Source organism: Sphingobacterium sp. UBA3549 (genome assembly GCF_002376635.1).
In the GTDB taxonomy this organism is placed as follows: Bacteria; Bacteroidota; Bacteroidia; order Sphingobacteriales; family Sphingobacteriaceae; genus Sphingobacterium.
The window spans coordinates 89573-114131 of sequence record NZ_DFOE01000039.1; the positions used below are offsets into that span (position 1 = coordinate 89573).

Here is a 24559-nt window from a genome sequence, read left to right on the forward strand (position 1 = left end):
ATGGAAACCTTACTCACCTATATTATACAAGTCAATCTATTGTTGGGTATTATCTATTTGGGATATATTGGACTATTGAAAGGGCTGACATTCTATGTGCTAAATCGGGTATACTTCCTAGTGGGTGGACTTTTTGCTTTTATGTATCCATTTTTGGATTTAAAGTCTTTTTTCGTACAGCGCGGGCTGAATCTGGGGGGAGTAGGCGAGCAGATTTCACTATATATGACGGAGCCGGAGGTCCAACAACAGTTATCTTTAGGAAGGCTGGTGGAAATCCTGTTTGTGACCGGTGCCGTTTTATTGTTATTGAAATTTGTATTTCAGTTATTGAGTTTATTGCGGATTCATCTGAATTCGAAGTCCGATCAATGGCGGACGTATTTATTCCGGAATGTGCTTATTCCGGTTGTTCCATTTTCGTTTTTGAATAAAATATATGTCAATAAGGGGCAGCATCAGGAGGCTGAACTGAAAGATATTTTTAAGCATGAGGATATTCATGTGAAAGGCCTTCACAGTCTAGATATTTTATTGTTTGAAATGATATTGGTGTGTTGTTGGTACAATCCTTTCGTTTGGCTCATGCGCAGGGCCATTCGCCAAAATTTGGAGTTCTTGACTGATCAACAGGTCCTTGATAAAGGAGTGGACAAGCAAACCTACCAGTACAGCTTATTGAACGTGTCCAAAAAGGGGGGCTCGGTGGGATTGAGCAATCAATTTAATTTTAAACTTTTAAAACGTCGTATTATGATGATGAACAAGAAGCGATCATCGAAAATAGAGCTGAGTAAATATGCCTTTCTTTTACCGGTATTTTTATTGACGGGAGCCGCATTTACAGTAAGTAAAGCCGAGGGGAGTATAGAAGGGGTAGTGGAGCAGGTAAATAAGACGGCTGTTATTCAGTTGGACAAGGACTTACAAGTTGATGTTGCTTTGCCTGCAACGATAAGTAGCAAGGTAAGTAAGCCTTTAGCGGAAGATTTGCTTACCAGGCAAATGACAAAGGATACCTTGAAGCCAAAAGGTGTTAGAGATACGATTCATTTTCGGACAAATATGAAGTCTGAAAAGGAGCCGCTCTATTCAACCATTATGTCTGCTATTCCATCGTCGGAAATCGAATCGATCGATTTAATAAAGGATAATGGTAAGGCAATATATGGTGAAAAAGGCAAGAACGGCGTTGTCCTTGTTACGTTGAAGAAAAATGGTTTACCTATGGTAACGAATCAGACCCTTACTTTTACTAATGATAAAAAGGACAATGCAGGTAATCCTAAGATTAAGGTAAATGGAAATCCTACGAAAGTTGTTGTGGCGGGGTATAAATCTGTAAATACGACTGAACCAGAGCTCAAAGGCCGAGCGGAGGGAATCTCTGGAAATAGCATTGGGTTATCAAATGATGGATCGAGGAAAGTTGCTGTACGCAGTATTAAGTTTCGTGGAGTTCATGGAGCTAAGGATAATCCTCTATTTGTGGTCGACGGGAAAATTGTCGAAGACGCTCAGTTAAGTGGGTTAGACGCGAATACAATCGATAACATATCGGTTTTGAAAAATAATCCTGCTACGGCACTATATGGTGATCAGGCGGAGAATGGCGTTATCATTGTGACCACCAAGGCATATGCAGAGGAACATCCTAAGGCAACATCTTTTGATGTAGAAGACGGTCTTTCTGGGAAAGGGAAAAAAGTAACTAAGACTGAGTTAGAGAAAGAAAAAGGAGAAGTGGTTAAAAAAGAAAGGGGGCAATCATCCATTCGATAAGAAAAAGCCGATATATTTGGCTTTTCCGTTTGTGGAGTTGTTTTTTTTTGTAAAAACGAAAGGGTTATGGCAATATTATCATTTCAAATAGATTCTTCTGAAGTAGAAAAGATTAAAGCGGTACTAAAGGCACTCGGTGGGACAAAAATAAAAGTTGAGTCTGAAGATAGATCGTCGAAATTAAATGACCGCGTGAAAGAAGCTAGAGCTGAGAAAGAAAGAGGTGAATTAGTCCAATTGGATAGCAAGAATATATGGGAAAGTATTTAATCCAATATTCAAAAAAAGCGATTAGAGATTTGCAAATGATAAAAAAATCTGGACGTAAATCTGATAGGACAAGAATTGACCGAACAATTAAAATATTTTGACGGCGAAATTTGGAGTAGGGCGATCAATAAGAAAGATCGCCTTATTTATGAAATTTTTGAAGATGAGACTGCTGTCGTTGTGATCCAAGCACTGGGGCATTACAACAACAAGTGACTTATTTTGTATTCAGGTTCGTCATGGTTAGCTCGATGCCTATATTAACAAAACTCTGGATCATTTTAACGGAATGGTCTATCAGAGCCGGTAACTCTGCTTGTTCATCTTTATCAAAAGGGCCAAGTACATAATCTACCTGTCTACCTTTTGGGTAGTTGTCTCCAATGCCGAAACGTAAACGGGGATATGCTTGTCCACCGCAAAGCTGTTCAATGGATTTTAGTCCGTTGTGACCAGCGCTACTTCCTTTGGGCTTCATGCGTAGTGAGCCGAAAGGGATCGCCAAATCATCCACAATTACCAATACATGCTCAATTGGGACTTTACATTGTTGCATATAATAATTAACAGCCTTTCCACTTAAGTTCATGTAAGTCGTAGGTTTAATGACGGTGACATTATGCCCTCGTTGCTTAAATTCACTATAATAGGCTAATTTCAGCAAGGAGAAGCTAGCACTGGCCTGTTTAACAAGCTCATCGGCAACCATAAAACCGATATTATGCCTTGTGTCGGCATATTCACTGCCAATATTGCCTAATCCAACGATAAGATAATTCATGATGCAAAAATAAAAATTTTAGTAAACAAAAAAAGCACCGAATTCCGGTGCTTTCTGCAGTATCTTAAAATCTTGTTCAGATTATTTTTTACCACCTTTAGTTGCTTTAGCAGCTTCTTGTTCAGCTTGACGCAATGCACGAGACATGATTACTGATACGATTGTATCATCAGCATTGTTCAATACTTTTGCGTTTTCTAATTGAATTTGACCCACACGAACTGATTTACCAACCTCTAAAGATTCCATTGGTACTTCAATTTCTTGCGGTAAGTTTGCAGGTAAAGCTTTTACGCGTAAATTACGTAATTTTTGAACTAATTTACCCCCCATTTTAACACCTGGAGAAGTTCCTGTCAATTTGATAGGGATATTCAATGATACTTCTTTGTCATCGAATAACTCTAAAAAGTCAACGTGAGTAACTAAATCAGTTAATGGGTGGAATTGTGCGTCTTGAACGATAGCTCTTTTAGTTTGACCTTCAATGTTTAATTCAACAATGATTACGTCAGCAGTGTAAAGAACTGGTTTCAAATCAGCTGCGGACACAGAAAGAGCTGTTTGCTCTGTACCACCGTAAAGTACTGCTGGTACTAAGCCTTGGTAACGCAATTCTTTTGCATCTCTTTTCCCTACGTTCTGTCTTACAGAACCGCTAATAGCAATTGATTTCATCTTTTAATTTTTTTTTAATGGTTGATGAGAGCTCGAGTAAATAACAATTGTTTTTCTGACAATGCTATTTACATCTCGGTTTCATCTTTTAATTTTTTATAAATTTGAGGTGCAAAGATAATCTAATTTCTGGTATTATCAAAAAATACGACTGATATTACCTCGAAAACAGGCACTTATTCAAGATTATGAACTTTTCCATTCTCATGATTATACCTATTCAAATTTGTTGCTTAGCTCAATTTAAGAACAAATAGATACCATTTCCTATATTAAAACCGAAATAGGACTCTTTTAGTAGGGAAATAACAGGGGGTTAACAGGGGGTTAACAGNNCTGTTAACCCCCTGTTAACCCCTCGGTAATGTAGGAATTGATATAAATCAAGTATTGTTCACTTATGTATGAACTAGAAAGCTATTCGCCTAGGGCTAAAAAGAGGAACCACGCGAAATAGTATTTTTAAATAGTTGTTGCTTTTAGAAAAGGGGGGATGGTGCCATACAAAAAAAAGACTCTGGTCGTTTCGCTAAAGGCTTCACGCACCAGAGTCCAATATTTAATAGCTAAAACGCAACGCTTATTCTACTTCAAATAAGTCAGAAATAGAAGAGTGTTGATTGACGCTTTTTATGGCTTTCGCGAATAAATCAGCTGTGGATAACACTTTGATTTTGGTCGATTGTTTTGCTTTTTCTGGATCCAATTGAATCGTATCCGTCACGATCATTTCTGACAATACAGAATTTTCAATGGTTTCATAAGCTTTTCCTGATAGCACAGCATGCGTACAAACTGCTCTGACAGATTTTGCACCGTTTTCCATAATCAATGCCGCTGCTTTTGAAAGTGTACCGGCCGTATCACAGATATCATCGATCAAAACAACATCTTGACCTGTAACGTCGCCGATGATCGACATCGATTCGATTTCATTCGCACGCTTACGGCGTTTATCACAGATAATAACTTCTGCATTGAAAAATTTAGCAAAAGTACGTGCTCGGTACGAACCGCCCATATCTGGAGAAGCAATCGTTAAATTCGGAAGTTTTAGTGATTTGATATAAGGAACAAAGATAATAGAGCCATCCAAATGATCAACAGGGATATCGAAAAACCCTTGGATTTGAGCTGCGTGAAGGTCCATCGTCATGATGCGGTGGATACCAGCAGCTGTCAACAGATTAGCAATCATTTTAGCGCCGATAGCAACTCTTGGTTTGTCTTTTCGATCTTGTCTTGCGAAACCAAAGTAAGGGACTACCGCTGTGATGTAATGCGCTGAAGCTCTCTTCGCTGCATCTGTCATCAATAATAATTCAAAAAGATTGTCGGTAGGTTGGTTGGTTGACTGGATAATGAAAACATCGCTTCCGCGAACAGATTCATTGTAGAATGGTTGAATCTCACCGTCGCTAAAACGTGATAATGTTTTGTCTCCTAGTGGTTTCCCGTAAGATTGTGCGATTTTTTCGGCTAGTTCTGTAGTGCCAGAACCTGCAAATAGTTTAACCGTGTTGAATTGCAAAGGCATGGTTTTGTATATTTATGTTGGGTTGTTGTATTGTCGTTTATTCAATATTTTTATTCCCTGACTATTTTTTAAAGTTAAACATTAAAAAAAATGGATTGTTTTCACAATCCATATATGCTTAACTTTAAAAGTTGTCCGACCTGGATTCGAACCAAGACAAACAGAACCAAAAACTGTCGTACTACCCTTATACTATCGGACAATGTCTCTAAAAAGTCAACGTTTCCGTCTTTTTCTTTTTGACGACGCAAAGATAGAGATTTGTTTTAAAAATCAAAATGCAATTTAAAAAAATCTGAACCCTTTTATAAATATAAGCCTTGCATATAACGCAGAAAAGGCTTGCAAATGCAAGCCTTTTCTATTGTTTGTTGTCCGACCTGGATTCGAACCAAGACAAACAGAACCAAAAACTGTCGTACTACCCTTATACTATCGGACAAACAATTCAAAAGTGCTTTCGATCGTGATGATGTCGTTCACATTTGATGATGCAAATATACGGACTATTCTTATTTCTGCAAATAAAAATGTCCTGTAAAGTGCATTTCGGCTGATTTTCAAATAAATAATTTTTCTTTGATGCCGAAAAATCTTTACATCAATCCTTTTTCAGTGGTGCTGTCGGTCTATAAAAGTATATGCGTACAGTTTTATATCCTTTCTTTACAGCCAATATTGGTTCACATAATGAAATTGTTTCAATCAATATGTGTTAAAAAATCAGAATAAAGTTCATTTCTTATTAACTTATCCTTATTTTCGAGCCGTATTAATAATACTTTTTACAGTTATCATTTTATGAACTATACTAAAATCAACAATCTTTTAGGATGGATATGTGCGCTAATTGCAACAGTAGCATATGTCATGACTGCCGAACGATCGACGAGTTGGTGGGATTGTGGTGAGTTTATCGCTTCAGCCTTCAAGCTCCAAATTGTGCACCAGCCGGGAGCACCTTTATTCTTAATGATTCAGAATATATTCTCCAACCTTGCTGGTGGAGATGTTACACGAATTGCGTTCTGGATGAATGTCGGATCGGCGGTATGTAGTGGTCTGACCATTTTGTTTTTGTTTTGGACAATTACAGCCTTAGCAAAGAAAATCGTTGTAAAGGGTGTTGATGGATCGTATACATCGACCGATTTAATTAAAATATTTGGTTCGGGGGCAGTAGGTGCATTAGCCTATGCTTTTACAGATACATTTTGGTTTTCGGCCGTAGAGTCTGAGGTGTATGCGATGTCTTCTTTATGTACTGCAGTAGTATTTTGGGGGATTTTAAAATGGGAAAATCATGCCGATGAGGCTGGTGCGGACCGCTGGTTGATCTTTATCGCTTATGTGATGGGACTTTCTATCGGGGTACATTTGCTCAACTTATTGGTAATTCCTGCAATTGCTTTGGTGATTTATTTTAAGCGTTCAAAAACAATAACCTCCTCGGGAGCAATAAAAGCATTTTTAACAGGTGTGGTTGTTTTGGGCCTGATTTTATGGGGAATTATCCAATATACGGTCAAAGCTGCAGCCTATTTTGATCTATTTTTTGTAAATAGCTTGGGCATGGGCTTTGGGACTGGATTTAATCTGTTCATGATTTTAGCTGTCGCTTTATTTGTCTATGGTATTTGGTATTCGATCAAGAAGGTTAAACCCATGTTGAATCTGATCTTGATCAGTACTGCATTTATCATTTTTGGTTATAGCTCCTTTGCCATGATCATGGTGCGTGCCAAGGCGAATCCTACCTTAAATAACAGTGATCCAGATAATGCGTTTTCTTTTGTAAGCTATTTGGGACGCGAGCAATATGCTAGTGAACCTCTTTTAAATGGACCTACATTTGATGCGCAGGTCGTTGATGCTGAGCCGACCTATACCTACAGAAAAGATAAAGACAAGTATACGAAGGTGGAAAACGGTATGGACTATAAATACGATAAGACCATGTTTTTCCCACGTGTCTACAGCTCACGCGATCAAGGACATATCGAATATTACCGTGATTATTTGAAAATTCCAGATGGGCAGTCTCCGACTTTCGCCGATAACCTCAAGTTCTTTTTCAGTTATCAGATCGGACATATGTATGGCCGTTATTTCTTGTGGAATTTTGCCGGCCGGCAAAATGACCAACAAGGTCAAGGGTCATTTACAGAGGGTAATTGGCAGGCGGGTATCAAGCCGATTGATCAAATGCATAATGGTGGACAAAATGCTATTCCGGATTCATTAAAGACTGATCCATCGAATAATAAATATTACTTCTTGCCTTTGATTATTGGTTTAATTGGCGCATTCTGGCATTTTGGGAAGCGGCAACGTGATGCGGGGATCGTCGGTTTATTGTTTTTCTTTACTGGGCTAGCCATTGTATTGTATTTAAATCAGAGCCCACTTCAGCCTCGTGAGCGTGACTATGCCTATGCAGGTTCATTCTATGCTTTTGCCATCTGGATCGGGCTAGGGGTTTTCGCTATTGCCGATTATTTAAGCAAAAAAATGGATGGTAAAATTGCTGCTGGTGCAGCTACAGTTGCTTGTTTGTTGGGTGCTCCGGTATTGTTGGGCTTCCAGAACTGGGATGATCACGACCGCTCGGAGAAGACGACTGCCCGCGATTTAGCGAAAAACTACCTGGCTTCTTGCGCGCCAAATGCAATCTTGTTTACCTATGGTGACAACGATACCTATCCGTTGTGGTATGTTCAGGAAGTTGAAAATTATCGTCCGGATGTACGCGTGGTGAACTTAAGTTTATTGAGTTCGGACTGGTACATGCGTCAGATGAAGCAAAAAGTGAATAAGGCCGACGGTTTGCCAATCAATATTGATGATGAAAAGTTCAAAAAAGGCGTGCGTGAGGTACTTTACTATCAGGATATGAAAGTACCGGGACATGTTGATCTGGATTTGATTATGCAAATTTTATTATCGGACGATCAAAAGAACAAATTGGAATTGAGAGGTGGTAAATTTGAAAACTTCCTGCCGACCAAAAACTTTAGCCTTCCGGTAAACAAAGAATCCGTTCTGAAAAATAACGTAGTTCCTAAAGCATGGCAAGAATCGATTGTGGATACCATGAGCTGGACTTACAATAGAAATTATATTTCTAGAGCGGAGTTGTCAATCTTAAACGTATTGTTAAATAACGATTGGAAACGTCCAATTTATTTTGCGGCGACAGTTCCAAATGATAATTACCTTGGTTTAGATAAGTATTTGGTGCAAGAGGGCTTTGCATTGCGCTTAATGCCGATTGCAACTCCTGCAGGAGCAGAAGGTACATTGGTCGATACTCAGTCTGCTTATAAAGACATTACCACAAAATATCAATGGGGTAATATGGCACATGCTTCTTACTTGGATCCAGAGTCTTACCGTATGATTACCATGATTACAAATACAGTAATGGGTGGTACAGCAACACAGTTATTGATGGAGGGACATAAGGATGAGGCGCGTAAAGTTGCCGTCGAAACTTATGAAAAGATGCCGAAACGTGTTTATCTGATGCGTGATATTTTGGGGTATATTCCAATTATCAATGTGTTGTATGAAACAGGTGAAACGAAACGTGCAAATGAGATCGTAAACCGTAACCTGAAATTTATGACGCAAAATATGCGGTGGTATCAGGATATTGCGCAGACAAAGCCTGAGCTGGAATATTCTAATATTGGTACAGCTTTACGCGCCTTGGGTGCCTATAAGAGCATTTTGGCTACCACATCGGAAAAACAGTTGCTACAGCAGGTGACCGATTTGGAGAAATCATATAAACAACAATATGGTGTTGAGTAATTGTTAGCGATACCATTTTAAGATAAGGGCTGCCCTTTGCTACAGATATTCAAAATAGAAAATTGTCGCAAAGGGCAGCTTTTTTTTGATTATTTTTTCATAGCTTAAGGGCTCATAAACCAGCCCGAATGAGGGGGATATCCCCCTTTGAAGAGCATCTCATACAGATGTGGCTAGCCTGGGAGCTATTGCCTTGTCTTTATAGTCATCTAAGAAGGTGTAGAGTGCTCGATGATGGAGCAAGTAATTCGGAATGCCGGATGTAAGGTGTTCTTTTGCCAATGAAAATCATAGTTAACAAATAGTATATGAAACGTCAATTAAAATTGTGGGATGCAGTGATGCTGGTCATGGGGTCGATGATCGGGAGTGGTATTTTCATTGTATCGAGCGATATGATGCGGCAGCTGGGATCTGGATATTGGTTGGCGGTCGTGTGGCTGTTGACGGCATTGGCAACGGTCGCAGCGGCAATCTGCTATGGCGAATTGTCATCGATGTATCCAAAGGCTGGTGGGCAATACACCTATCTGACAGCAATATTTGGGAAGCCTATCGGCTTTTTATACGGTTGGAGCTTATTTACAGTCATTCAGACGGGGACGATAGCAGCGGTAGCTGTGGCCTTTGGTAAGTTTACAGCCTATCTTATCCCGCAGTTGAATGACGCTCCACCACTGTTCCAGCGTGGGGAATTTAGGATTACCTGGATCCAGATTCTCGCAATGGGCGTGATTATGCTGCTTACCTTTATCAATACGAGGGGAATTAAGAGTGGAAAAACTGTTCAATCTTTTTTTACTTCTGCAAAAATCATTGCTTTGATTTTGTTGATTTTAGGTGGTTTGTTTTTGATTAAAGAAAATCATTTTTCGGAAAACATGTCTTACGGCTGGCATTCTTTCCAGAATTTAAAGGGCGCAGGCTGGTCGCAGATTTCTGGCGGCGCTTTGATGGGAGCATTGGCTGCTGCGATGGTCGGTTCGGTATTCAGTAGTGTAGCCTGGGAAAATGTAACCTTTGTTTCGGGCGAAATTGTCAACCCACAGCGTAATGTCGTACGCGCCTTGGTGATCGGTACAAGCTTGGTCATGCTGCTCTACATCAGTTGTAATTACATCTACCTGGCGGCTTTGAGTAGAGAGGAGATCGCTTTTGCCGCCAATGATCGGGTAGCGATTGCGGCCGCTGAGAAAATATTAGGCCATAGTGGTACAATAGCGATGGCGATTTTAGTTATGATCTCGACCTTTGGTTGTGTCAACGGACTTGCATTGTCAGGAGCGCGTGTTTTTCAGACCATGGCCAAAGATGGTTTGTTTTTGAAACAGGCAATTCCCAACAACAAGTACGATGTGCCGGCAAGATCATTGTGGCTACAGGGAATTTGGGCTTCATTACTCTGTTTAAGTGGCCAGTATGGGAATTTGCTGGATATGATATCCTTTGTAATTGTCATATTCTATATGATCACGGTACTCGGTGTCATTATTCAGCGTGTTAGAAGACCCGATTTAGAGCGCTCCTATAAGACTTTCCTATTCCCGGTTACACCAGTCTTGTATCTTTTGATAGGTACGGTTTTTTGTGTGTTACTGATTATTTATAAACCGCAATATACCTGGCCTGGATTTATACTTGTATTGATCGGTTTGCCTGTGTATTCTTTTGCACGGAACAATAAACCTGTCGAGCGAGAGGAATAATCTTCGTAGATAACCTGTCTATGCTATGGGGTTTTCCATAAATAGTTGCTAGTGAGTGTTATGTTCGATCGCTAAAATCTGTTGATAGGCTGGAGTAATAGGCTTGTATATTTTCCTGAAAGAAAGATATTCTTTGTTTAAATCACTTTTTTAGTAGTGTCCCAGTTGGATGCAAATAGTGAAATTAATTGCCGTTCATGGCGTTATTTTTATAAAAAAAGTGTAGCTTTGCTCAAACATTCCCATAATGAAACAGTCGATTTTATTAGACGGACCAAAATTTCAAATCACAATTCAAAGACTATGTCGTCAATTGATTGAGAATCACGGTGATTTTTCAAATGCTGTCGTCATAGGTATTCAACCCCGAGGAACTTTCTTAGCGAGACGTATTGTTAAAGAGCTCGAACAAATGATCGGGAAAGAGATTTTAGTTGGCGATTTGGACATTACCTTTTACCGCGATGACTTCCGCACAAAAGGAAATGCTGGTCCACTCTTAGCAAATAGCACAAATATCAATTTTATTGTAGAAGGTAAGGAGGTCATTTTTATAGATGACGTCTTATGGACAGGACGTACTATTCGTGCCGCAATGGATGCTGTACAGGCCTTTGGCCGTGCAAAAAGAATAGAATTGCTTGTTTTGGTCGATCGTAGATTCTCGAGACAGATCCCTATTCAACCTGATTATATCGGCATACAGGTCGACTCAATTGATTCGCAAAAAGTAATTGTTAACTGGAAAGAGTCGGATGATCAGGATAGCATTATTCTGATTACAGAAAAAAAGACGTCAGCTGGCGATTAATAGAAGTGTATCAAAGTCCTAAGGGCTATTTTTGCCCTTCGGAAACGAGCACTTTCAATAGAAAATGATTAGTAAATATTTGAATACTCTAAAATGTCATCTGCAGCAGAACAACTAAGTACCCGCCATTTATTGGGGATCAAAGATCTAAATGAAAACGACATCCAATTGATCCTGGATACAGCAAGTAATTTTAAAGAAGTATTAAACAGGCCGATTAAAAAGGTTCCTTCCTTACGGGATATTACAATCGCCAACGTTTTTTTTGAAAACTCTACGCGAACACGCCTATCTTTTGAACTTGCTGAAAAGAGACTCTCTGCCGATATCGTTAATTTTGCAGCATCTTCGTCCTCAGTAAGTAAAGGAGAGACGCTTATAGATACCGTCAACAATATTCTTGCGATGAAGGTTGATATGATTGTGATGCGACATCCTTATGCTGGGGCAGGGGTATTTTTAAGTAAGCATGTTGATGCGCAGATTGTCAATGCAGGTGACGGAGCCCATGAACATCCTACTCAAGCTCTACTTGACTCTTTTTCAATCCGCGAGCGTTATGGAGATGTAGCTGGTCGTAAAGTTGCTATAGTAGGTGATATCACCCACTCACGGGTTGCGCTGTCTAATATCTTATGTCTTCAAAAGCAGGGTGCGGAAGTGATGGTCTGTGGACCTACGACATTAATTCCGAAGCATATCGCTTCACTGGGTGTAAAGGTGGAGCACGACTTGAGGAAGGCGCTGAATTGGTGTGATGTTGCAAATATGTTAAGAATTCAGCTTGAACGCCAAGATATCGCTTATTTCCCTTCATTAAGAGAATACTCCATGCTTTATGGGCTGAATAAAGAGATTTTGGATTCTTTGGACAAGCCTATCACGATTATGCACCCCGGACCGATCAACCGTGGCGTCGAAATCACATCGGACGTTGCGGATAGTGAACATTCCATTATTTTGGATCAGGTTGAAAATGGTGTTGCTGTACGTATGGCTGTGTTGTACTTATTGGCAGGACAACGCGGATAGTCGGAATCGGCTTTAACAATATTATGCCTGACTTTATTTTTTGTCGGGCATATTTTTTGTGCAAAATTTCCGTTATAATACAGTATTATTCACAGATGTTAATAACTTTTGTGTAAAATAGCTCAATTAAAGTATAATTTAGTAAAATGAATAAAACTATCTCTTTAGCAGTGGAGATTTGAATTGAATTTCGATAAATTTGAAGCGATCTTAAGAACCTATAATAGGGAAGGATCGTTCATTATACTCGCGTTTCAGGGCAATTTTATCAGGGTTTGGGAGGAGATTCATTTACATTTGCAGATAAATAACATATTAAGGTTTCACATATTATGTATAAGAAGATTTACCAGGTGGGAGTTGCATTAACCGTTATGGCGACGCCAGCATTAGCGCAACAGACAGAATGGCAACAAATCAACAAGGCGTATAAAACGGGGATGGAGTTGTTTGAACGCGGAAAATTTAGTGCCGCTTCAGTGCAATTTGATCGTGTTGAAGCTTTGCGGACAAAATCCAATTTGCAATTGGATGAGACAGAAGAACTTTCTTTATTGAAAGAAAATGTCCGGTATTATCAAGCTGTTTGCGCCTTGGAATTGGGAGAGTCTGATGCCGAAAATCGTTTTTTGAAATACATTAAAGATTTCCCTATGAGTGCAAATGCCAAAGCAGCTTACTTTCAGATCGGTAAATCTTACTATGCTAAAAAAGACTACGTTAAAGCGCTAGAGTGGTTTAACAAGATTGACAGCAAAAATCTTGCGGGTAAAGAGAATGTAGAATACCGCTTTAAATATGGTTATGCTTCCTTTATGACGAAAGATTATAAGGCCGCAAAACCTTTATTTGAAAGTTTAAAAGATCAGAAAACTGAATTTCAGGAGGCATCTATTTATTATTACGCTTATCTTTCCTACCTAGATGCCGAATATAAAACGGCGTTGAATGAATTTGAACGTCTCAATGGATCTAAGCAGTTCGAAAATAGTTACCCTTATTATATCACTGCTTTATATTTCTTGGATAAACGCTACGACGATGTGCTGGATTACGCATTGCCGATTTTGTCGCGTACAAAGCAAGAAAATGAAACAGAGATGTTCCGTATTGTTGCGGCGACCTACTTTATCAAAGGCGACTTAAAAACGTCCAAAGCGTATTACGATAAATTCCAGGCACAAGACCAAGGTAAAACACAGAATAATCAGGATAGCTACCAAATCGGTTATATTGCTTATAAATTGAAAGATTATGATAAGGCGATCACTGAATTGGAAAAGATGACTGATCCAGATGCATATTATCAGTCTGCGATGATTACCCTGGGGGATGCCTTTTTGAAGAAAGGCAATAAGCAATCTGCGCGTAACGCATTTTTCCGTGCTTCGAAACTGGATTTTGATCCAGCGATGCAAGAAGAGGGCTTGTTCAACTATGCGAAGCTTTCATATGAATTAGAATTTCACCAGGTCGCATTGGCTTCGACACAGGAATATCTGAAAACGTATCCAAAATCGAAACGTTTGGAGGAAGCGAAAACCCTGCTTGCTGAAGTGTTGTTGAGTACAAAGAATTACCGCGAGGCAGTAGATATTTTGGAGTCTATTCCTAAGCGTGGGAAAGAGGCTAACGCCGCCTATCAAAAAGTAACCTATTATAGGGGTTTGGAATATTATAACGAACGTGCTTTTGAAAATGCAATCTCCTTATTCATGCGTTCTGAGCAGTTTCGTTATGATGAAGAAATTTATGCTTTAGCAACGTATTGGAAAGCAGAAGCGATGTATGAAGTTCGTAAATACGGTGAAGCCGTAACCAATTTCAATAAATTTCTACGTTTGCCTGGAGCTAGTAAAACCGATGTGTATGGTTATGCCAATTATGCTTTAGCCTACGCTGCTTTCCGTAATGGTAATTATAATACTGCCGCTAATTATTTCGAGCGTTTTCTCGCCTCGGGTGGCTCAAAGGGTATAGAGATGAATACACGTAACGATGCCATCGCACGTTTGGGTGACTCGTACTTCTCTTCCAAAAATTACGGCCGAGCTTTAACAGAATATAATAAATTAATCTCTTCTAAAGCACCTAGTCAGGATTACGCATTGTTCCAAAGAGGTATTATCCAAGGATTGCAAGGGGATAATAACGGTAAAATTGCTACGTTGAATGCTGTTATTGCGCAATTCCCGAATTCTAATTATGCCGACGATATTGCCTTTGAGATTCCTTATACACGTTTCTTAATGGGAGAAAGTGATCAGGCCATCGCCGGACTCCAAACTATGGTGGAAAAATATCCGCGCAGCAGTTATGTACCACGTGCTTTGGTGACGATTGGTTTGGTTCAGTATAATCAAGATAACAATGATGCTGCGTTGGCAACATTCCAACGTGTGGTCGATCAGTATGCTTCGACGGACGAAGCCAGACAGGCTATGCGCTCCATTGAAAATATCTATTTGGACAAGGGCGACGCGACTGGTTATATCAAATATGCAACAGGTACCAACCTTGGTGATGTTTCGAAATCAGAGCAAGATTCCCGTTCATTCGCCACCGCGACAACTTTATTTTCAAGAGGAAATTATAAAGGCGCTGTAGAAGCTGTAAATGCGTACTTTGATAAATTCCCTAAACCAAATCAAGAGAAATATGCGCGTTTTATCCGTGCCGAAAGTAATGCGGCCCTAGGAAATACCGAGGATGCGTTACATGATTACAATATTATTTTGAATGACTGGACTTCCCCTTATACAGAGCGCACGCTGATTTCTGTGTCTAATTTGTATTTGAAACAAAAGAAATACAATGAGGCTACGCAGTTATTGAAAAAGCTCGAGCTTACTTCTGAATACAAATCCAATTATGGTTTTGCAATCAACAACCTGATGGTTTCTTATTATCAAATTGGAGATTATAAAGAAGCATTAAATTATACCAATGCGGTTAAAAATTACGAAAAGTCTTCGGAAGAGGAGATCGCAAATGCCTACTTATATGCCGGTAAATGTTACGTGAAGCAAAATAAGAAAGCTGAAGCAATGAAAGAATTTAGTTTAGCTGCATTGAAGAGCCGTACGGTTTATGGGGCAGAAGCAAAATACAATGTTGCTCTGCTGCAATTGGAAAATAAACAATATGATGCTTGTATTAAAACGGCAATGGATCTATCTGATAATTTCTCTTCGTACGAATATTGGGTTGCGAAAAGCTTTATTACGATGGCTGATGCTTATGCGGGTAAAGGAGATACCTTCCAGGCCAAAGCTACGCTTGAATCAATTGTGGATAACTATGATGCGAAAGACGATATTTTGCCTGCAGCAAAAGAACGTCTAAATAAATTGAACAACAAAAAGAAATAGGATATAATGAAGAAGTTGCAAAATAGAAACGTGAAGAAATATACTTTAGCAGCGCTTTTGATGGGCGTGGGATTGAATTCTTTTGCACAGGAAACAGGCAAGAAGAATGATCCTGAGAAACCGGTCACTATCGATTCTTTTGATGTTGTTCGTGATTATAAACCCATTCTTGCGGATGCTGTGAAAATTCGCCGCAGTCCGGATATGACCAATAAAAGGGAATACCAGCCCAAGTTGTCCTACAACAATATTTTGGATAAGAAATTGGATATCAATACTGGGTTGAAACAGTTAAATGTGCAGGAGATTCCTTTTGCACAACCTTTTGAGCATAGTAGCAACTATGTCAAGTTGGGTATCGGTAACTATAACAGTATATTGGGCGAGGCTTATTTAGCTTCTGAACAGTATGAAAATACACGATTCGGCTTATTTGCAAAGCATCTGAGCCAAAAGGGTAATATTGACGGACAGAAATTCAGTACACAAGATATTGGTATTTTTGGCCGCCGGGTGTTGGATGCGGTAACAGTAAAGGGGACGCTTGGTTACAATCGTTATGGTACAAATTTCTATGGTCAGACCTTTGATCAATCGGGAACAACATTGTTAAATACAAGTCCAGATAAACAGACATTTACTGATATCTATTTAAATGGTGAACTATCGAGTAATGTAGATCCCAAAAATGAACAGGCGATCAGCTACTCGGCGAAAGTTGATGGCTATTTATTTAAAGATGCCTACAAAGCCAAAGAAAACTCAATTGCATTATCCGGTTATCTGAACAAGCGTTTAAGTGCATTTAATGTCGGTGCTAATGTGAGCGTGACGATGAACAACGTGAAAGATAGCGCTGAAGTAAAGAATCATTTGGCCGTAGTTAATCCGTATATTCGTTTTAAAGGCGATAATTATAACGTTACCTTGGGGGCAAATTTAACTTCCGAATTTGGTGATAGCTCACGGTTCAATATTTTTCCTTCAGTAGAAGCTGATTTTGCTTTGGCACCTGAATATATCTCTTTGTTTGCCGGAATTAATGGGGGAGTAAAGCAAGCTTCTTTCCGCAGCTTTGCGAAAGAAAATCCTTATTTGGCCCCGAACGCTAAAATGATTAACTCGATCGAGAAAATGAACATTTATGCGGGATTAAAAGGGAATGCCGGAGCAACTTTTGGTTATAAAGTAAAGGTATTCTACAAACAGATTGAGGGCCTGCCTTTATTTAAAAATAGTGCATTTGGCGATACCCAAAATGGTTATGTTCCTTGGGCATTTGATGTCGTTTATGATGGCGTGATCAATAAGGCGAAGCATATGGGATTTGAAGGTGAAATTAATGTGCGCCTTTCACAACTGGTTAATCTAGGAGGTAGGGTGTATATAGACGATTATAATTTGAGCGATCAAGAGGAAGCTTGGGGATTGCCAAAATTCCGGATGCAGGCCAATGCGCGTTTCAATATCTCTGATAAGCTTTTCGTAGATGCTGAACTTTCTACTCAGGGTAACACTTATGCATATATCTATGATTATAATACAGATGGCAGCCGTATTACCGACAGTGGTCATAAGGCAACAATAGCTTCGTTCGCTGATCTTAATGCAGGCGCAGAATATCGGGTTAAAAAGCAATTTGGTATTTTCGTCAAAGCAAATAATATCTTTGGAAAAGAATACGAACGTTATATGTATTACCCACGATTGGGCTTTAATGTAATTGGTGGTCTTAATTATTCGTTTTAACGAATTAAGATTATAAATTTGCATCTTAAAATAGTGCGCAATGAATCTAGGCAAAAACATCAATAGTTTATTAAAACGTTATGCGGAAGTATACGTGCCGGGAATAGGTGTGTTCAAACGAATTCATTCTCCGGCTCAGTTCGATAAACAGCATAATGTATTTTTGCCGCCAATCTCCTATGTCGAACTTGACTATTCTGCGCAGCATGGATTTAATATCGTTCATTATATCCAGCAACAGGAGAATTTGGGACTAAGTCAGGCGCAGCAGATTTTATCGGATGCTGTTGATAGTCTGCGAGCTGATTTGGGTCAGTTTGGACAGGCTAAACTGGATGATCTTGGCCTATTGATTAGTTACGGTTCAAGTTTAGTATTCAAACCGTTGGATCTATCGGGGTTCGACTTCCAACCGGTAACGAACCTTGTTGCACCGGAGATTGAAACAGTTGTTTCTCCTTTGGAAGGTGAAGACGAGCCTGCGGAACCAGCTTTGGAAGACGAGCCTATTGTAGAAGTCACTCATCAAGAGGAGCTTGTTGAGGAGTCTATTCCAGACAGGCCTGATGAAGCTGAAACGGTGGTGGTTGAAGAAGTTAGCGAAGAGGAAGCTGAAGCGGCAGATGAACTGGAAGCGGTAAAGAGTACGGTTGTTGATGAGCCTGCGCAGGAGACTGGATTAACAAGCAATCGCACCGATGTCGAAACTGAAGGATCTCCGGTAACGGAGGACAAAGATCAGCAGTCTGAACTTGTGGATGCACCTATGGTGGCTGATAACAGTCAATCTATTACTCAAAAAGCAGAAACAGATTCAAACAAGGAAATCGGTGCTATAGCGACCGCTAATGCCAGCTCAACATATGCACCAAATATCTATGAAGAGGAGCCACGTAATTCAAATGCGATTTGGTATTGGATGACTGGAATTATCGTACTGGCAATGGTTGCTGTTGCGGTGGTTTATACCAATCCTGCGTTGAAGGATTCGTTATTCGGGTCGACCAAGCCTGTTGTAAAAACGGCAGATACGCTTATTCAACCGAAACCGATCATACCTGCCGATACAGTGTCCAATACGTTGCAAGCCGATAGTTTAAAGAAAGTCGATTCATTGGCTACAACCGCTTTGAAAGATTCTGTTAAAAATACAGCAACTGTACCATCGAGTAATGGAGCGGCCAAACCGACGGCTTTGGACGCGAACCCGGTGATCAAAGAATCTATCCCCGTGGCGCAGCCGAGATATCAATTGGTTATAGGTTCCGCAAAGACAATGGCGCAAGCGGAGCAGGAGGCCAAGCGTCTGCGAGCAATGGGCTACAAAACAGCACGCGCTGTAGAGGGAAAATTTAAAAGAAATAGAAAGAAAATCATCTTAAATACCTACATGACTAAATCCGAGGCAGACCTCGCGAAGAAATCTGTAGAGAAAAAGATTGAGGGGGCTTGGGTAGAAACATTATAGAAACTATATAAAACTATTAATAATTATGTCATTAGTACAGAATACAGCAACAGCTGCTGTGGATTCATTTAATCAAGCTGCGCAACAACCGTTACCTGCCGCTGCAAGTACAGAAAACATGAGTTTGATCGATATGATGATCAAAGGGGGATGGATTATGATTCCGATCCTATTGTTGTTTTTTATTGGATTGGTAATCTTTTTTGAACGTTATCTAACCATCCGTCGTGCCGCAAAATACGATAATAGCTTAATGTCGCAGGTGAAAGCGAATGTACTGTCGGGAAATCTGGATTCTGCCTTAGCGGTGTGTCGCTCAAGTAACTCTGCATTGGGACGTATGTTGCAAAAAGGTTTATTGCGTGTAGGTAGACCTATCAAAGATATTGAAGGTGCCATCGAAAATGTAGGTAAGCTGGAAGTTGCCAAATTAGAGAAAAATATTAATATCCTGGGTATCATTGCCGGTATTGCTCCAATGCTGGGCTTCGTGGGTACGATTTTTGGGGTAATTAAGATTTTCCATGAGGTTGAATTAGCAGGTGGTATTGATATCGCTTCTGTGTCAGGAGGTTTATATGTGAAAATGGTGTCATCTGCATCCGGTCTTGCCGTTGGTATCTTAGCTTACTTGGGTTACCATATTTTAAATATGATGGTCGAGCGTTTAATTTTGCGTATGGAAACTGATGCAGTTGAATTTATTGATTTATTGGATGAACCAGGAAGATAATGAATTTACGAAGTAGAAAAAATAAACCATCTGCAGAGGTTCATACTTCAGCGCTGAATGATATCATGTTTTTCTTGATGTTGTTCTTCCTGTTGGCCTCAGCAGTGTCTAATCCTCAAGTTGTTAAGCTCTTGTTACCAAAGTCCAGTGCAGGAGAGCAGTCTGTTGCTAAAAAGACCGTTACGGTTTCGATTACCAAAGATTTAGGTTATTTTATTGACAAAACTCCAGTTCCTATTGAAGGGTTGGAAGCTGCAATTCAATCACAAATGGCTGCCGGCGAGGAGTTGACAATTATGCTTTACGTCGATAATACGGTTCCTATCCAAAATGTTATTTCAGTGATGGATGTAGCCAATCGCTTAAAAGTGAAGGTCGTGTTGGCAACTGAGCCAAAAAAAGATAAGTAACCACCATTAAACTTTTTTTGAGTTTAATGGTCAGCTATTAATATAGGAGATTAATGCGATGAGATATCATCTTCAACATGAAGAAAATAATTTCCCCAAGGCATTGGGGATATCGACTCTGGTCATGGCATCGTTGCTCTTGATTGGTTTTTTTGTGGTGTTTAAGGCGGAAGAACCTCCTATGATAGGTATGGGAGGACTTATTGTCAACTATGGTACTTCTCCAGAAGGTATGGGGGATGACTATATGAGTGTCGAAGAGCCTTCTGTAGATCCGAATGCCAATAATGAGCGTCCTGACCGTATCGATCCTGTGGAAACGCCGACACCGACCCCAACGCAACAGGTTGCTGAGAAGGCTGTCGTCACTCAAGATCTGGAAGATGCTCCTGCGGTTACAAAGACAGAGAAGAAAGTGGTGTCAAAAGCACCAGAAACAACCAAAGAAGTCAAAGAGGTAGCTCCACAGGCGAATGCTAAAGCACTTTTTAAAGGCAATAAAAACAACGGTACTGGAGCAGGTGACGGCACAGGAACAACACCGGGTAATCAAGGTTCCAAATTAGGAGATCCCTTGGCAAGTAATTATGGCGAAGGGGGATCTGGAAACGGTAATATGATGTTATCCATTGAAAACCGCAGCTTCACCCAAAGACCAAGTATCGACGACAATGGACAGCAGGCGGGAAAGGTCGCTGTAGAGTTCAGAGTCAACAAGCAGGGAATTATAACCTATGCGCGTGCTGGTGTGAAGGGAACTACAATTACTGATCCTTCCCTATTGGAAAAATGTGAGCGTGCTGTTAGAGGTGCTCGGTTGAATCAATTGCCGAATGCCCCAGACTCGCAGACAGGACGGATTGTATTCAATTTTAGATTAAGATAAAAATCATTCACATGAATGCTTATAATGAGGCAATCGAGTATCTGTATACTCGATTGCCTATGTTTACAAGGGATGGCGCCTCAGCCTTCAAAAAAGACCTTGACAATACCATCAAACTTTGCGCTGCGTTAGCTAATCCACAGCAAAAATTCAAAACATTGCATATTGCCGGAACAAATGGAAAGGGATCTACCTCCCATATGCTAGCCGCTATCTTAGCAGAAGCAGGTTATAAGACGGGCCTCTATACTTCTCCTCATTTACTGGATTTTCGTGAACGTATCCGCGTCGATGGCCAGTTATGTGACAAAGAATTTGTTGTTGATTTTGTTCATGCGCATCGCAAGCTGATCGAACAAGTAGCGCCGTCTTTTTTTGAAATTACTGTAGCGATGGCTTTCGATTATTTTGAGAAAAAGAAAGTTGATATCGCCGTTATTGAAGTTGGCCTTGGCGGACGTTTGGATAGCACCAATATTATTCACCCGTTATTGTCGGTGATTACCAATATTGGGTTTGATCACATGAATCTCCTCGGTAATACGCTGGCGGAAATTGCAGGCGAAAAAGCAGGTATTATCAAAAGAGATACGCCCGTGATCATTTCGGAGTATGCCGAAGAGACAGCTGCTGTATTTTTGAAAAAAGCAGCACTTGAGGAGGCTCCCATACAATTTGCTTCCGACACATATCGGACAAAAATGTTGGGGGTAGATCAAGACTATCTGACAGTGCAAACTATCGATTCTTCTGGCCATTCATCATCATATCAGCTGGATCTGAAAGGTTCTTACCAGGTGAAGAATCTTGCTGGTGTCTTGTGTGCTGTTGATGAATTGCGTAAGCAGGGCTTTGAGATCAGTGATCATCACGTTCATGAAGCCTTGATGAAAGTACAAACGACCACAGGGATCCAAGGCCGTTGGCAACAGTTGTCTAAAGAACCTTTTGTTATCTGTGATACGGGACACAACGAAGACGGAATTCATGAAGTGTTGAAAAACCTGGCGACTACAAACTATGATCAGCTTCACTTTGTCATCGGGGCGATGCGCGATAAGGACTTAACACATATGCTCCCCCATTTGCCCAAAGACGCAATTTATTATTTCTCTGCTCCGGATATGCCGCGTGCGCTGCCAGCCAGTGAATTGCGTAAAGAAGCTCTTGGATTTGGATTAAAAGGGTTGGACTTTCCGAGTGTCGCGGCCGCATTTGATGCAGCAAAAAATGCTTATCAGCAGGGCAATCTTATTTTTGTTGGTGGAAGTAATTTTGTTGTTGCGGAAGTGCTTGCTGGCCTGCCCACTGAACAATAAGAATTGACATTGTAGCGAATTCTATGCTTTGGAAATACATAGATCAGAAAAGACTTATCTATTGATAAGTCTTTTCTGATCTATTGTCATTTATACTTAGTCATTTACAGTCAATTCACCGCGGATATCCTTTTCAATCCAATAAGCAACTTCTCTTTGATCTTCAAGTTCGCCCTGAAGATACATTAATTTGGTTACTGCAGCCTCAAATGTGAGGTCATAGCCATTGAGCACGCCGATGGATTTAAGACCTTGTGAGGTTTCATAGCGCCCCAATTCGACCGATCCAACTTTACATTGAGAAATATTGAGGATGTTTTTACCCTGCTCAATCGCTTCCTTTAGTAAATCCAGAAACCACGTGTCAGTGGTGGTATTTCCTGAACCGAATGTTTCCATCACAATTGAACGGACATCGGAGTTTAATACCGATTTGATTGTTTGCGCAGAGATTCCGGGGAATAGTTTCAATACTGCCACCCGATTATCCAATTTTGTATGCAAGATAAATTCTTTATTAATATTGTTCAATAAAGCATCTGTATTGTATTTGAGGTGAATGCCAGCTTCTACCAATACGGGATAATTTGGAGATCTAAAAGCCTCAAACTTGGCGGAGTTATATTTAAAAGAACGATTACCGCGGAATAATTTATTGTCGAAAAGAATACAAACTTCCTGTATAATAGACACACCATCTTGTTTTGCCGATGCTATTTCAAGGGCGGTCATCATATTTTCTCGGGCATCCGTTCGTATTTCGCCAATAGGCAGCTGGGAGCCTGATAATATTACCGGTTTTTGGAGTCCTTCCAGCATAAAGCTCAATACCGATGCCGTAAACGCCATGGTATCGGAACCATGTAAGATCACAAAACCATCGTAATCTGCATAGTTATCCTTAATAATTTGTGCCATTTCAATCCATATTTCGGGCTTCATGTTGGATGAATCGATAATGGGTTCGAAAGAGTGCACGGTGAGTTTATAGTCTAAGCGACTTAAATCAGGGAGATTACGTTTGATCAATTCAAAGTCGAAAGGAACGAATGTTCCTGTCTCATCTTTAACCATGCCAATGGTCCCACCTGTGTAGATAATAAAGATATTATGCATTGAGTGTTGAAATTATATACCAAATATACGTTTTGAATTTTCTGTTGTGATTTCGGCTACCTTTTCGATGGAAATCTGGTGAAGGTCAGCTACTTTCTGTGCAATGTAGATCAAATAGCTGCTTTCATTTTCTTTACCTCGGAACGGTACGGGAGCCAAATAGGGCGCATCTGTCTCTAAGACAAGGTGTTTTAGATCGATTTCTTTGACCACCTGATCTAAGCCTGCTTTTTTAAAGGTGACGACTCCGCCAATACCCAGAGCGAAACCTAACTCGATGGCCCGATTGGCCTGTTCAAGGGATCCTGTAAAGCAGTGCAGCACGCCAAACAATTTGTCGTCGTGGAGTTCTTCCAGTAATTCGAACAATTCTGTAAAGGCTTCACGGCAGTGGATATCGATCGGCAGATTTAATTCCTTAGCCCATTGAACCTGCGTCCTAAAAGCATTTTTTTGAATTTCAAGCGTGCTTTTATCCCAGTAAAGATCCAGTCCGATCTCACCTATGGCATAGACTTTGTAAGTTTCCAAGCTTTTTCGGATGATTTCTAACTCTTCTAGATAGTTTTCCTTGACATCGCAGGGATGTAATCCAAGCATGGGAAAACAGTGATCTGGATAAGCTGCTACGGTGTCAAATACGGGTTTTATGGAAGCGCTATTTACATTTGGCAAAAAAAGCCGTTGGATATCATTATCAAAGCAACGCTGAAGATTTTCTTGCAGTTTTGTCGTTCCTGCATGGTAATAAATGTGTGTATGTGTATCTGTAAGCAACATAGTTTTCTGCGTGGACGCAGCGGTTAGGGTAAAAAGTTGTTTTTATTATTATCGAATAAAGTGGTGTGCTTAATTACCAAAATTTCAATTCGATCTCCAAAGATAACTTATTAATTAGCAAAAATGAAAAATAATAGCGGATTACTGCTGAAGGACTGGATTCCATTTTTTGCTTCTTCGAAAAAGCGATTTGTTGATGGGCAGTTACTGCTGCATGAATGTCCTATTGTTGCATGTTATTCGCGTTGAAAAGAATGTTGAATAAAAAGAGTTAGCAGTCAAACATACCGTAAGATTTACTGTTAAACAGATAA

Annotated in this window: 20 protein-coding genes; 15 read left to right on the forward strand and 5 right to left on the reverse strand. The window is 40.1% G+C overall.

The features are described from left to right. From B2W36_RS22345 to B2W36_RS22355, 3 genes are all read left to right on the forward strand, one after another. A complete protein-coding gene (locus tag B2W36_RS22345; RefSeq protein ID WP_293889611.1) occupies positions 1 to 1782 on the forward strand; it encodes a M56 family metallopeptidase in 1782 nt (593 codons plus the stop codon). A 66-nt stretch (positions 1783 to 1848) separates the two neighbouring features. Then, a complete protein-coding gene (locus tag B2W36_RS22350) occupies positions 1849 to 2052 on the forward strand; it encodes a hypothetical protein (protein ID WP_209580558.1) in 204 nt (67 codons plus the stop codon). 75 nt (positions 2053 to 2127) lie between these two features. Then, positions 2128 to 2268 carry a type II toxin-antitoxin system YoeB family toxin gene (locus B2W36_RS22355; protein ID WP_209580559.1) on the forward strand — a complete coding sequence of 47 codons (141 nt, stop codon included), beginning with the start codon at positions 2128 to 2130 and terminating at the stop codon, positions 2266 to 2268. A 1-nt stretch (position 2269) separates the two neighbouring features. On the opposite strand, the gene pth is transcribed toward B2W36_RS22355, so the two are convergent. The 3 genes from pth to B2W36_RS22370 form a co-directional block, all read right to left on the reverse strand. Beyond that, the gene (gene pth / locus B2W36_RS22360) at positions 2270 to 2833 is read right to left on the reverse strand and encodes an aminoacyl-tRNA hydrolase (protein WP_209580561.1); all 564 of its coding nucleotides are present in this window, start codon (positions 2831 to 2833) and stop codon (positions 2270 to 2272) included. Positions 2834 to 2914: 81 nt separating this feature from the next. Then, entirely contained in the window at positions 2915 to 3511 is a 597-nt protein-coding gene (locus tag B2W36_RS22365) for a 50S ribosomal protein L25/general stress protein Ctc (protein ID WP_209580563.1), read from the reverse strand. Positions 3512 to 4091: 580 nt separating this feature from the next. Next, the gene (locus tag B2W36_RS22370) at positions 4092 to 5048 is read right to left on the reverse strand and encodes a ribose-phosphate pyrophosphokinase (protein ID WP_293883805.1); all 957 of its coding nucleotides are present in this window, start codon (positions 5046 to 5048) and stop codon (positions 4092 to 4094) included. 801 nt (positions 5049 to 5849) lie between these two features. On the opposite strand from B2W36_RS22370, the gene B2W36_RS22375 reads away from it, so the two are divergent. The 11 genes from B2W36_RS22375 to B2W36_RS22425 all read left to right on the forward strand — a co-directional run bounded on the left by B2W36_RS22375 (position 5850) and on the right by B2W36_RS22425 (position 22349). Beyond that, positions 5850 to 8864: a DUF2723 domain-containing protein gene (locus B2W36_RS22375; RefSeq protein WP_209580567.1), complete on the forward strand. Its 3015-nt coding sequence runs from the start codon at positions 5850 to 5852 to the stop codon at positions 8862 to 8864. 308 nt (positions 8865 to 9172) lie between these two features. After that, positions 9173 to 10570 (forward strand): APC family permease, encoded by a 1398-nt coding sequence (locus B2W36_RS22380; RefSeq protein ID WP_293889612.1) that lies wholly within the window; start codon positions 9173 to 9175, stop codon positions 10568 to 10570. Positions 10571 to 10817: 247 nt separating this feature from the next. Continuing rightward, positions 10818 to 11381, forward strand: coding sequence for a bifunctional pyr operon transcriptional regulator/uracil phosphoribosyltransferase PyrR (pyrR, locus tag B2W36_RS22385; protein WP_209580570.1), 564 nt, complete (start codon positions 10818 to 10820; stop codon positions 11379 to 11381). A 93-nt stretch (positions 11382 to 11474) separates the two neighbouring features. After that, the gene (locus tag B2W36_RS22390) at positions 11475 to 12413 is read left to right on the forward strand and encodes an aspartate carbamoyltransferase catalytic subunit (protein ID WP_293883811.1); all 939 of its coding nucleotides are present in this window, start codon (positions 11475 to 11477) and stop codon (positions 12411 to 12413) included. Between the two features lie 332 nt (positions 12414 to 12745). Further along, on the forward strand, positions 12746 to 15784 hold the full coding sequence (locus tag B2W36_RS22395; RefSeq protein WP_293889613.1) for a tetratricopeptide repeat protein: 3039 nt from the start codon (positions 12746 to 12748) through the stop codon (positions 15782 to 15784). A 6-nt stretch (positions 15785 to 15790) separates the two neighbouring features. Beyond that, the gene (locus B2W36_RS22400) at positions 15791 to 17533 is read left to right on the forward strand and encodes a TonB-dependent receptor (protein ID WP_209580576.1); all 1743 of its coding nucleotides are present in this window, start codon (positions 15791 to 15793) and stop codon (positions 17531 to 17533) included. Positions 17534 to 17573: 40 nt separating this feature from the next. Beyond that, positions 17574 to 19001: an SPOR domain-containing protein gene (locus B2W36_RS22405; protein ID WP_293889614.1), complete on the forward strand. Its 1428-nt coding sequence runs from the start codon at positions 17574 to 17576 to the stop codon at positions 18999 to 19001. Positions 19002 to 19026: 25 nt separating this feature from the next. Next, positions 19027 to 19734: a MotA/TolQ/ExbB proton channel family protein gene (locus B2W36_RS22410; protein ID WP_293889615.1), complete on the forward strand. Its 708-nt coding sequence runs from the start codon at positions 19027 to 19029 to the stop codon at positions 19732 to 19734. Then, a complete protein-coding gene (locus B2W36_RS22415) occupies positions 19734 to 20144 on the forward strand; it encodes an ExbD/TolR family protein (RefSeq protein ID WP_209580579.1) in 411 nt (136 codons plus the stop codon). The genes B2W36_RS22410 and B2W36_RS22415 overlap by 1 nt, the downstream gene beginning before the upstream one ends. 58 nt (positions 20145 to 20202) lie before the next feature. Continuing rightward, positions 20203 to 21030 (forward strand): energy transducer TonB, encoded by an 828-nt coding sequence (locus B2W36_RS22420; RefSeq protein WP_209580580.1) that lies wholly within the window; start codon positions 20203 to 20205, stop codon positions 21028 to 21030. An 11-nt stretch (positions 21031 to 21041) separates the two neighbouring features. Further along, positions 21042 to 22349 (forward strand): bifunctional folylpolyglutamate synthase/dihydrofolate synthase, encoded by a 1308-nt coding sequence (locus B2W36_RS22425; RefSeq protein ID WP_293889616.1) that lies wholly within the window; start codon positions 21042 to 21044, stop codon positions 22347 to 22349. 96 nt (positions 22350 to 22445) lie between these two features. Here the strand turns inward: B2W36_RS22425 and B2W36_RS22430 are convergent, their stop codons facing one another. Continuing rightward, positions 22446 to 23465, reverse strand: a complete 1020-nt coding sequence (locus B2W36_RS22430; RefSeq protein WP_293889617.1) for an asparaginase — start codon at positions 23463 to 23465, stop codon at positions 22446 to 22448. A 12-nt stretch (positions 23466 to 23477) separates the two neighbouring features. Next, positions 23478 to 24245 carry a TatD family hydrolase gene (locus tag B2W36_RS22435; protein ID WP_293889618.1) on the reverse strand — a complete coding sequence of 256 codons (768 nt, stop codon included), beginning with the start codon at positions 24243 to 24245 and terminating at the stop codon, positions 23478 to 23480. Between the two features lie 123 nt (positions 24246 to 24368). Here B2W36_RS22435 and B2W36_RS22440 point away from each other — a divergent pair, with 123 nt between their 5' ends. Then, on the forward strand, positions 24369 to 24494 hold the full coding sequence (locus B2W36_RS22440; RefSeq protein WP_293883827.1) for a hypothetical protein: 126 nt from the start codon (positions 24369 to 24371) through the stop codon (positions 24492 to 24494). Positions 24495 to 24559: the final 65 nt, after the last annotated feature.

Coding starts and splice junctions, on each gene's coding strand:
- pyrR (WP_209580570.1), top strand. CDS start 10,818: ATGAAACAGTCGATTTTATTAGACGGACCAAAATTTCAAATCACAATT.
- B2W36_RS22405 (WP_293889614.1), top strand. CDS start 17,574: ATGAATCTAGGCAAAAACATCAATAGTTTATTAAAACGTTATGCGGAA.
- B2W36_RS22410 (WP_293889615.1), top strand. CDS start 19,027: ATGTCATTAGTACAGAATACAGCAACAGCTGCTGTGGATTCATTTAAT.
- B2W36_RS22380 (WP_293889612.1), top strand. CDS start 9,173: ATGAAACGTCAATTAAAATTGTGGGATGCAGTGATGCTGGTCATGGGG.
- B2W36_RS22420 (WP_209580580.1), top strand. CDS start 20,203: ATGAGATATCATCTTCAACATGAAGAAAATAATTTCCCCAAGGCATTG.
- B2W36_RS22345 (WP_293889611.1), top strand. CDS start 1: ATGGAAACCTTACTCACCTATATTATACAAGTCAATCTATTGTTGGGT.
- pth (WP_209580561.1), bottom strand. CDS start 2,833: ATGAATTATCTTATCGTTGGATTAGGCAATATTGGCAGTGAATATGCC.
- B2W36_RS22440 (WP_293883827.1), top strand. CDS start 24,369: ATGAAAAATAATAGCGGATTACTGCTGAAGGACTGGATTCCATTTTTT.
- B2W36_RS22435 (WP_293889618.1), bottom strand. CDS start 24,245: ATGTTGCTTACAGATACACATACACACATTTATTACCATGCAGGAACG.
- B2W36_RS22425 (WP_293889616.1), top strand. CDS start 21,042: ATGAATGCTTATAATGAGGCAATCGAGTATCTGTATACTCGATTGCCT.
- B2W36_RS22430 (WP_293889617.1), bottom strand. CDS start 23,465: ATGCATAATATCTTTATTATCTACACAGGTGGGACCATTGGCATGGTT.
- B2W36_RS22395 (WP_293889613.1), top strand. CDS start 12,746: ATGTATAAGAAGATTTACCAGGTGGGAGTTGCATTAACCGTTATGGCG.
- B2W36_RS22390 (WP_293883811.1), top strand. CDS start 11,475: ATGTCATCTGCAGCAGAACAACTAAGTACCCGCCATTTATTGGGGATC.
- B2W36_RS22350 (WP_209580558.1), top strand. CDS start 1,849: ATGGCAATATTATCATTTCAAATAGATTCTTCTGAAGTAGAAAAGATT.
- B2W36_RS22375 (WP_209580567.1), top strand. CDS start 5,850: ATGAACTATACTAAAATCAACAATCTTTTAGGATGGATATGTGCGCTA.
- B2W36_RS22365 (WP_209580563.1), bottom strand. CDS start 3,511: ATGAAATCAATTGCTATTAGCGGTTCTGTAAGACAGAACGTAGGGAAA.
- B2W36_RS22400 (WP_209580576.1), top strand. CDS start 15,791: ATGAAGAAGTTGCAAAATAGAAACGTGAAGAAATATACTTTAGCAGCG.
- B2W36_RS22415 (WP_209580579.1), top strand. CDS start 19,734: ATGAATTTACGAAGTAGAAAAAATAAACCATCTGCAGAGGTTCATACT.
- B2W36_RS22370 (WP_293883805.1), bottom strand. CDS start 5,048: ATGCCTTTGCAATTCAACACGGTTAAACTATTTGCAGGTTCTGGCACT.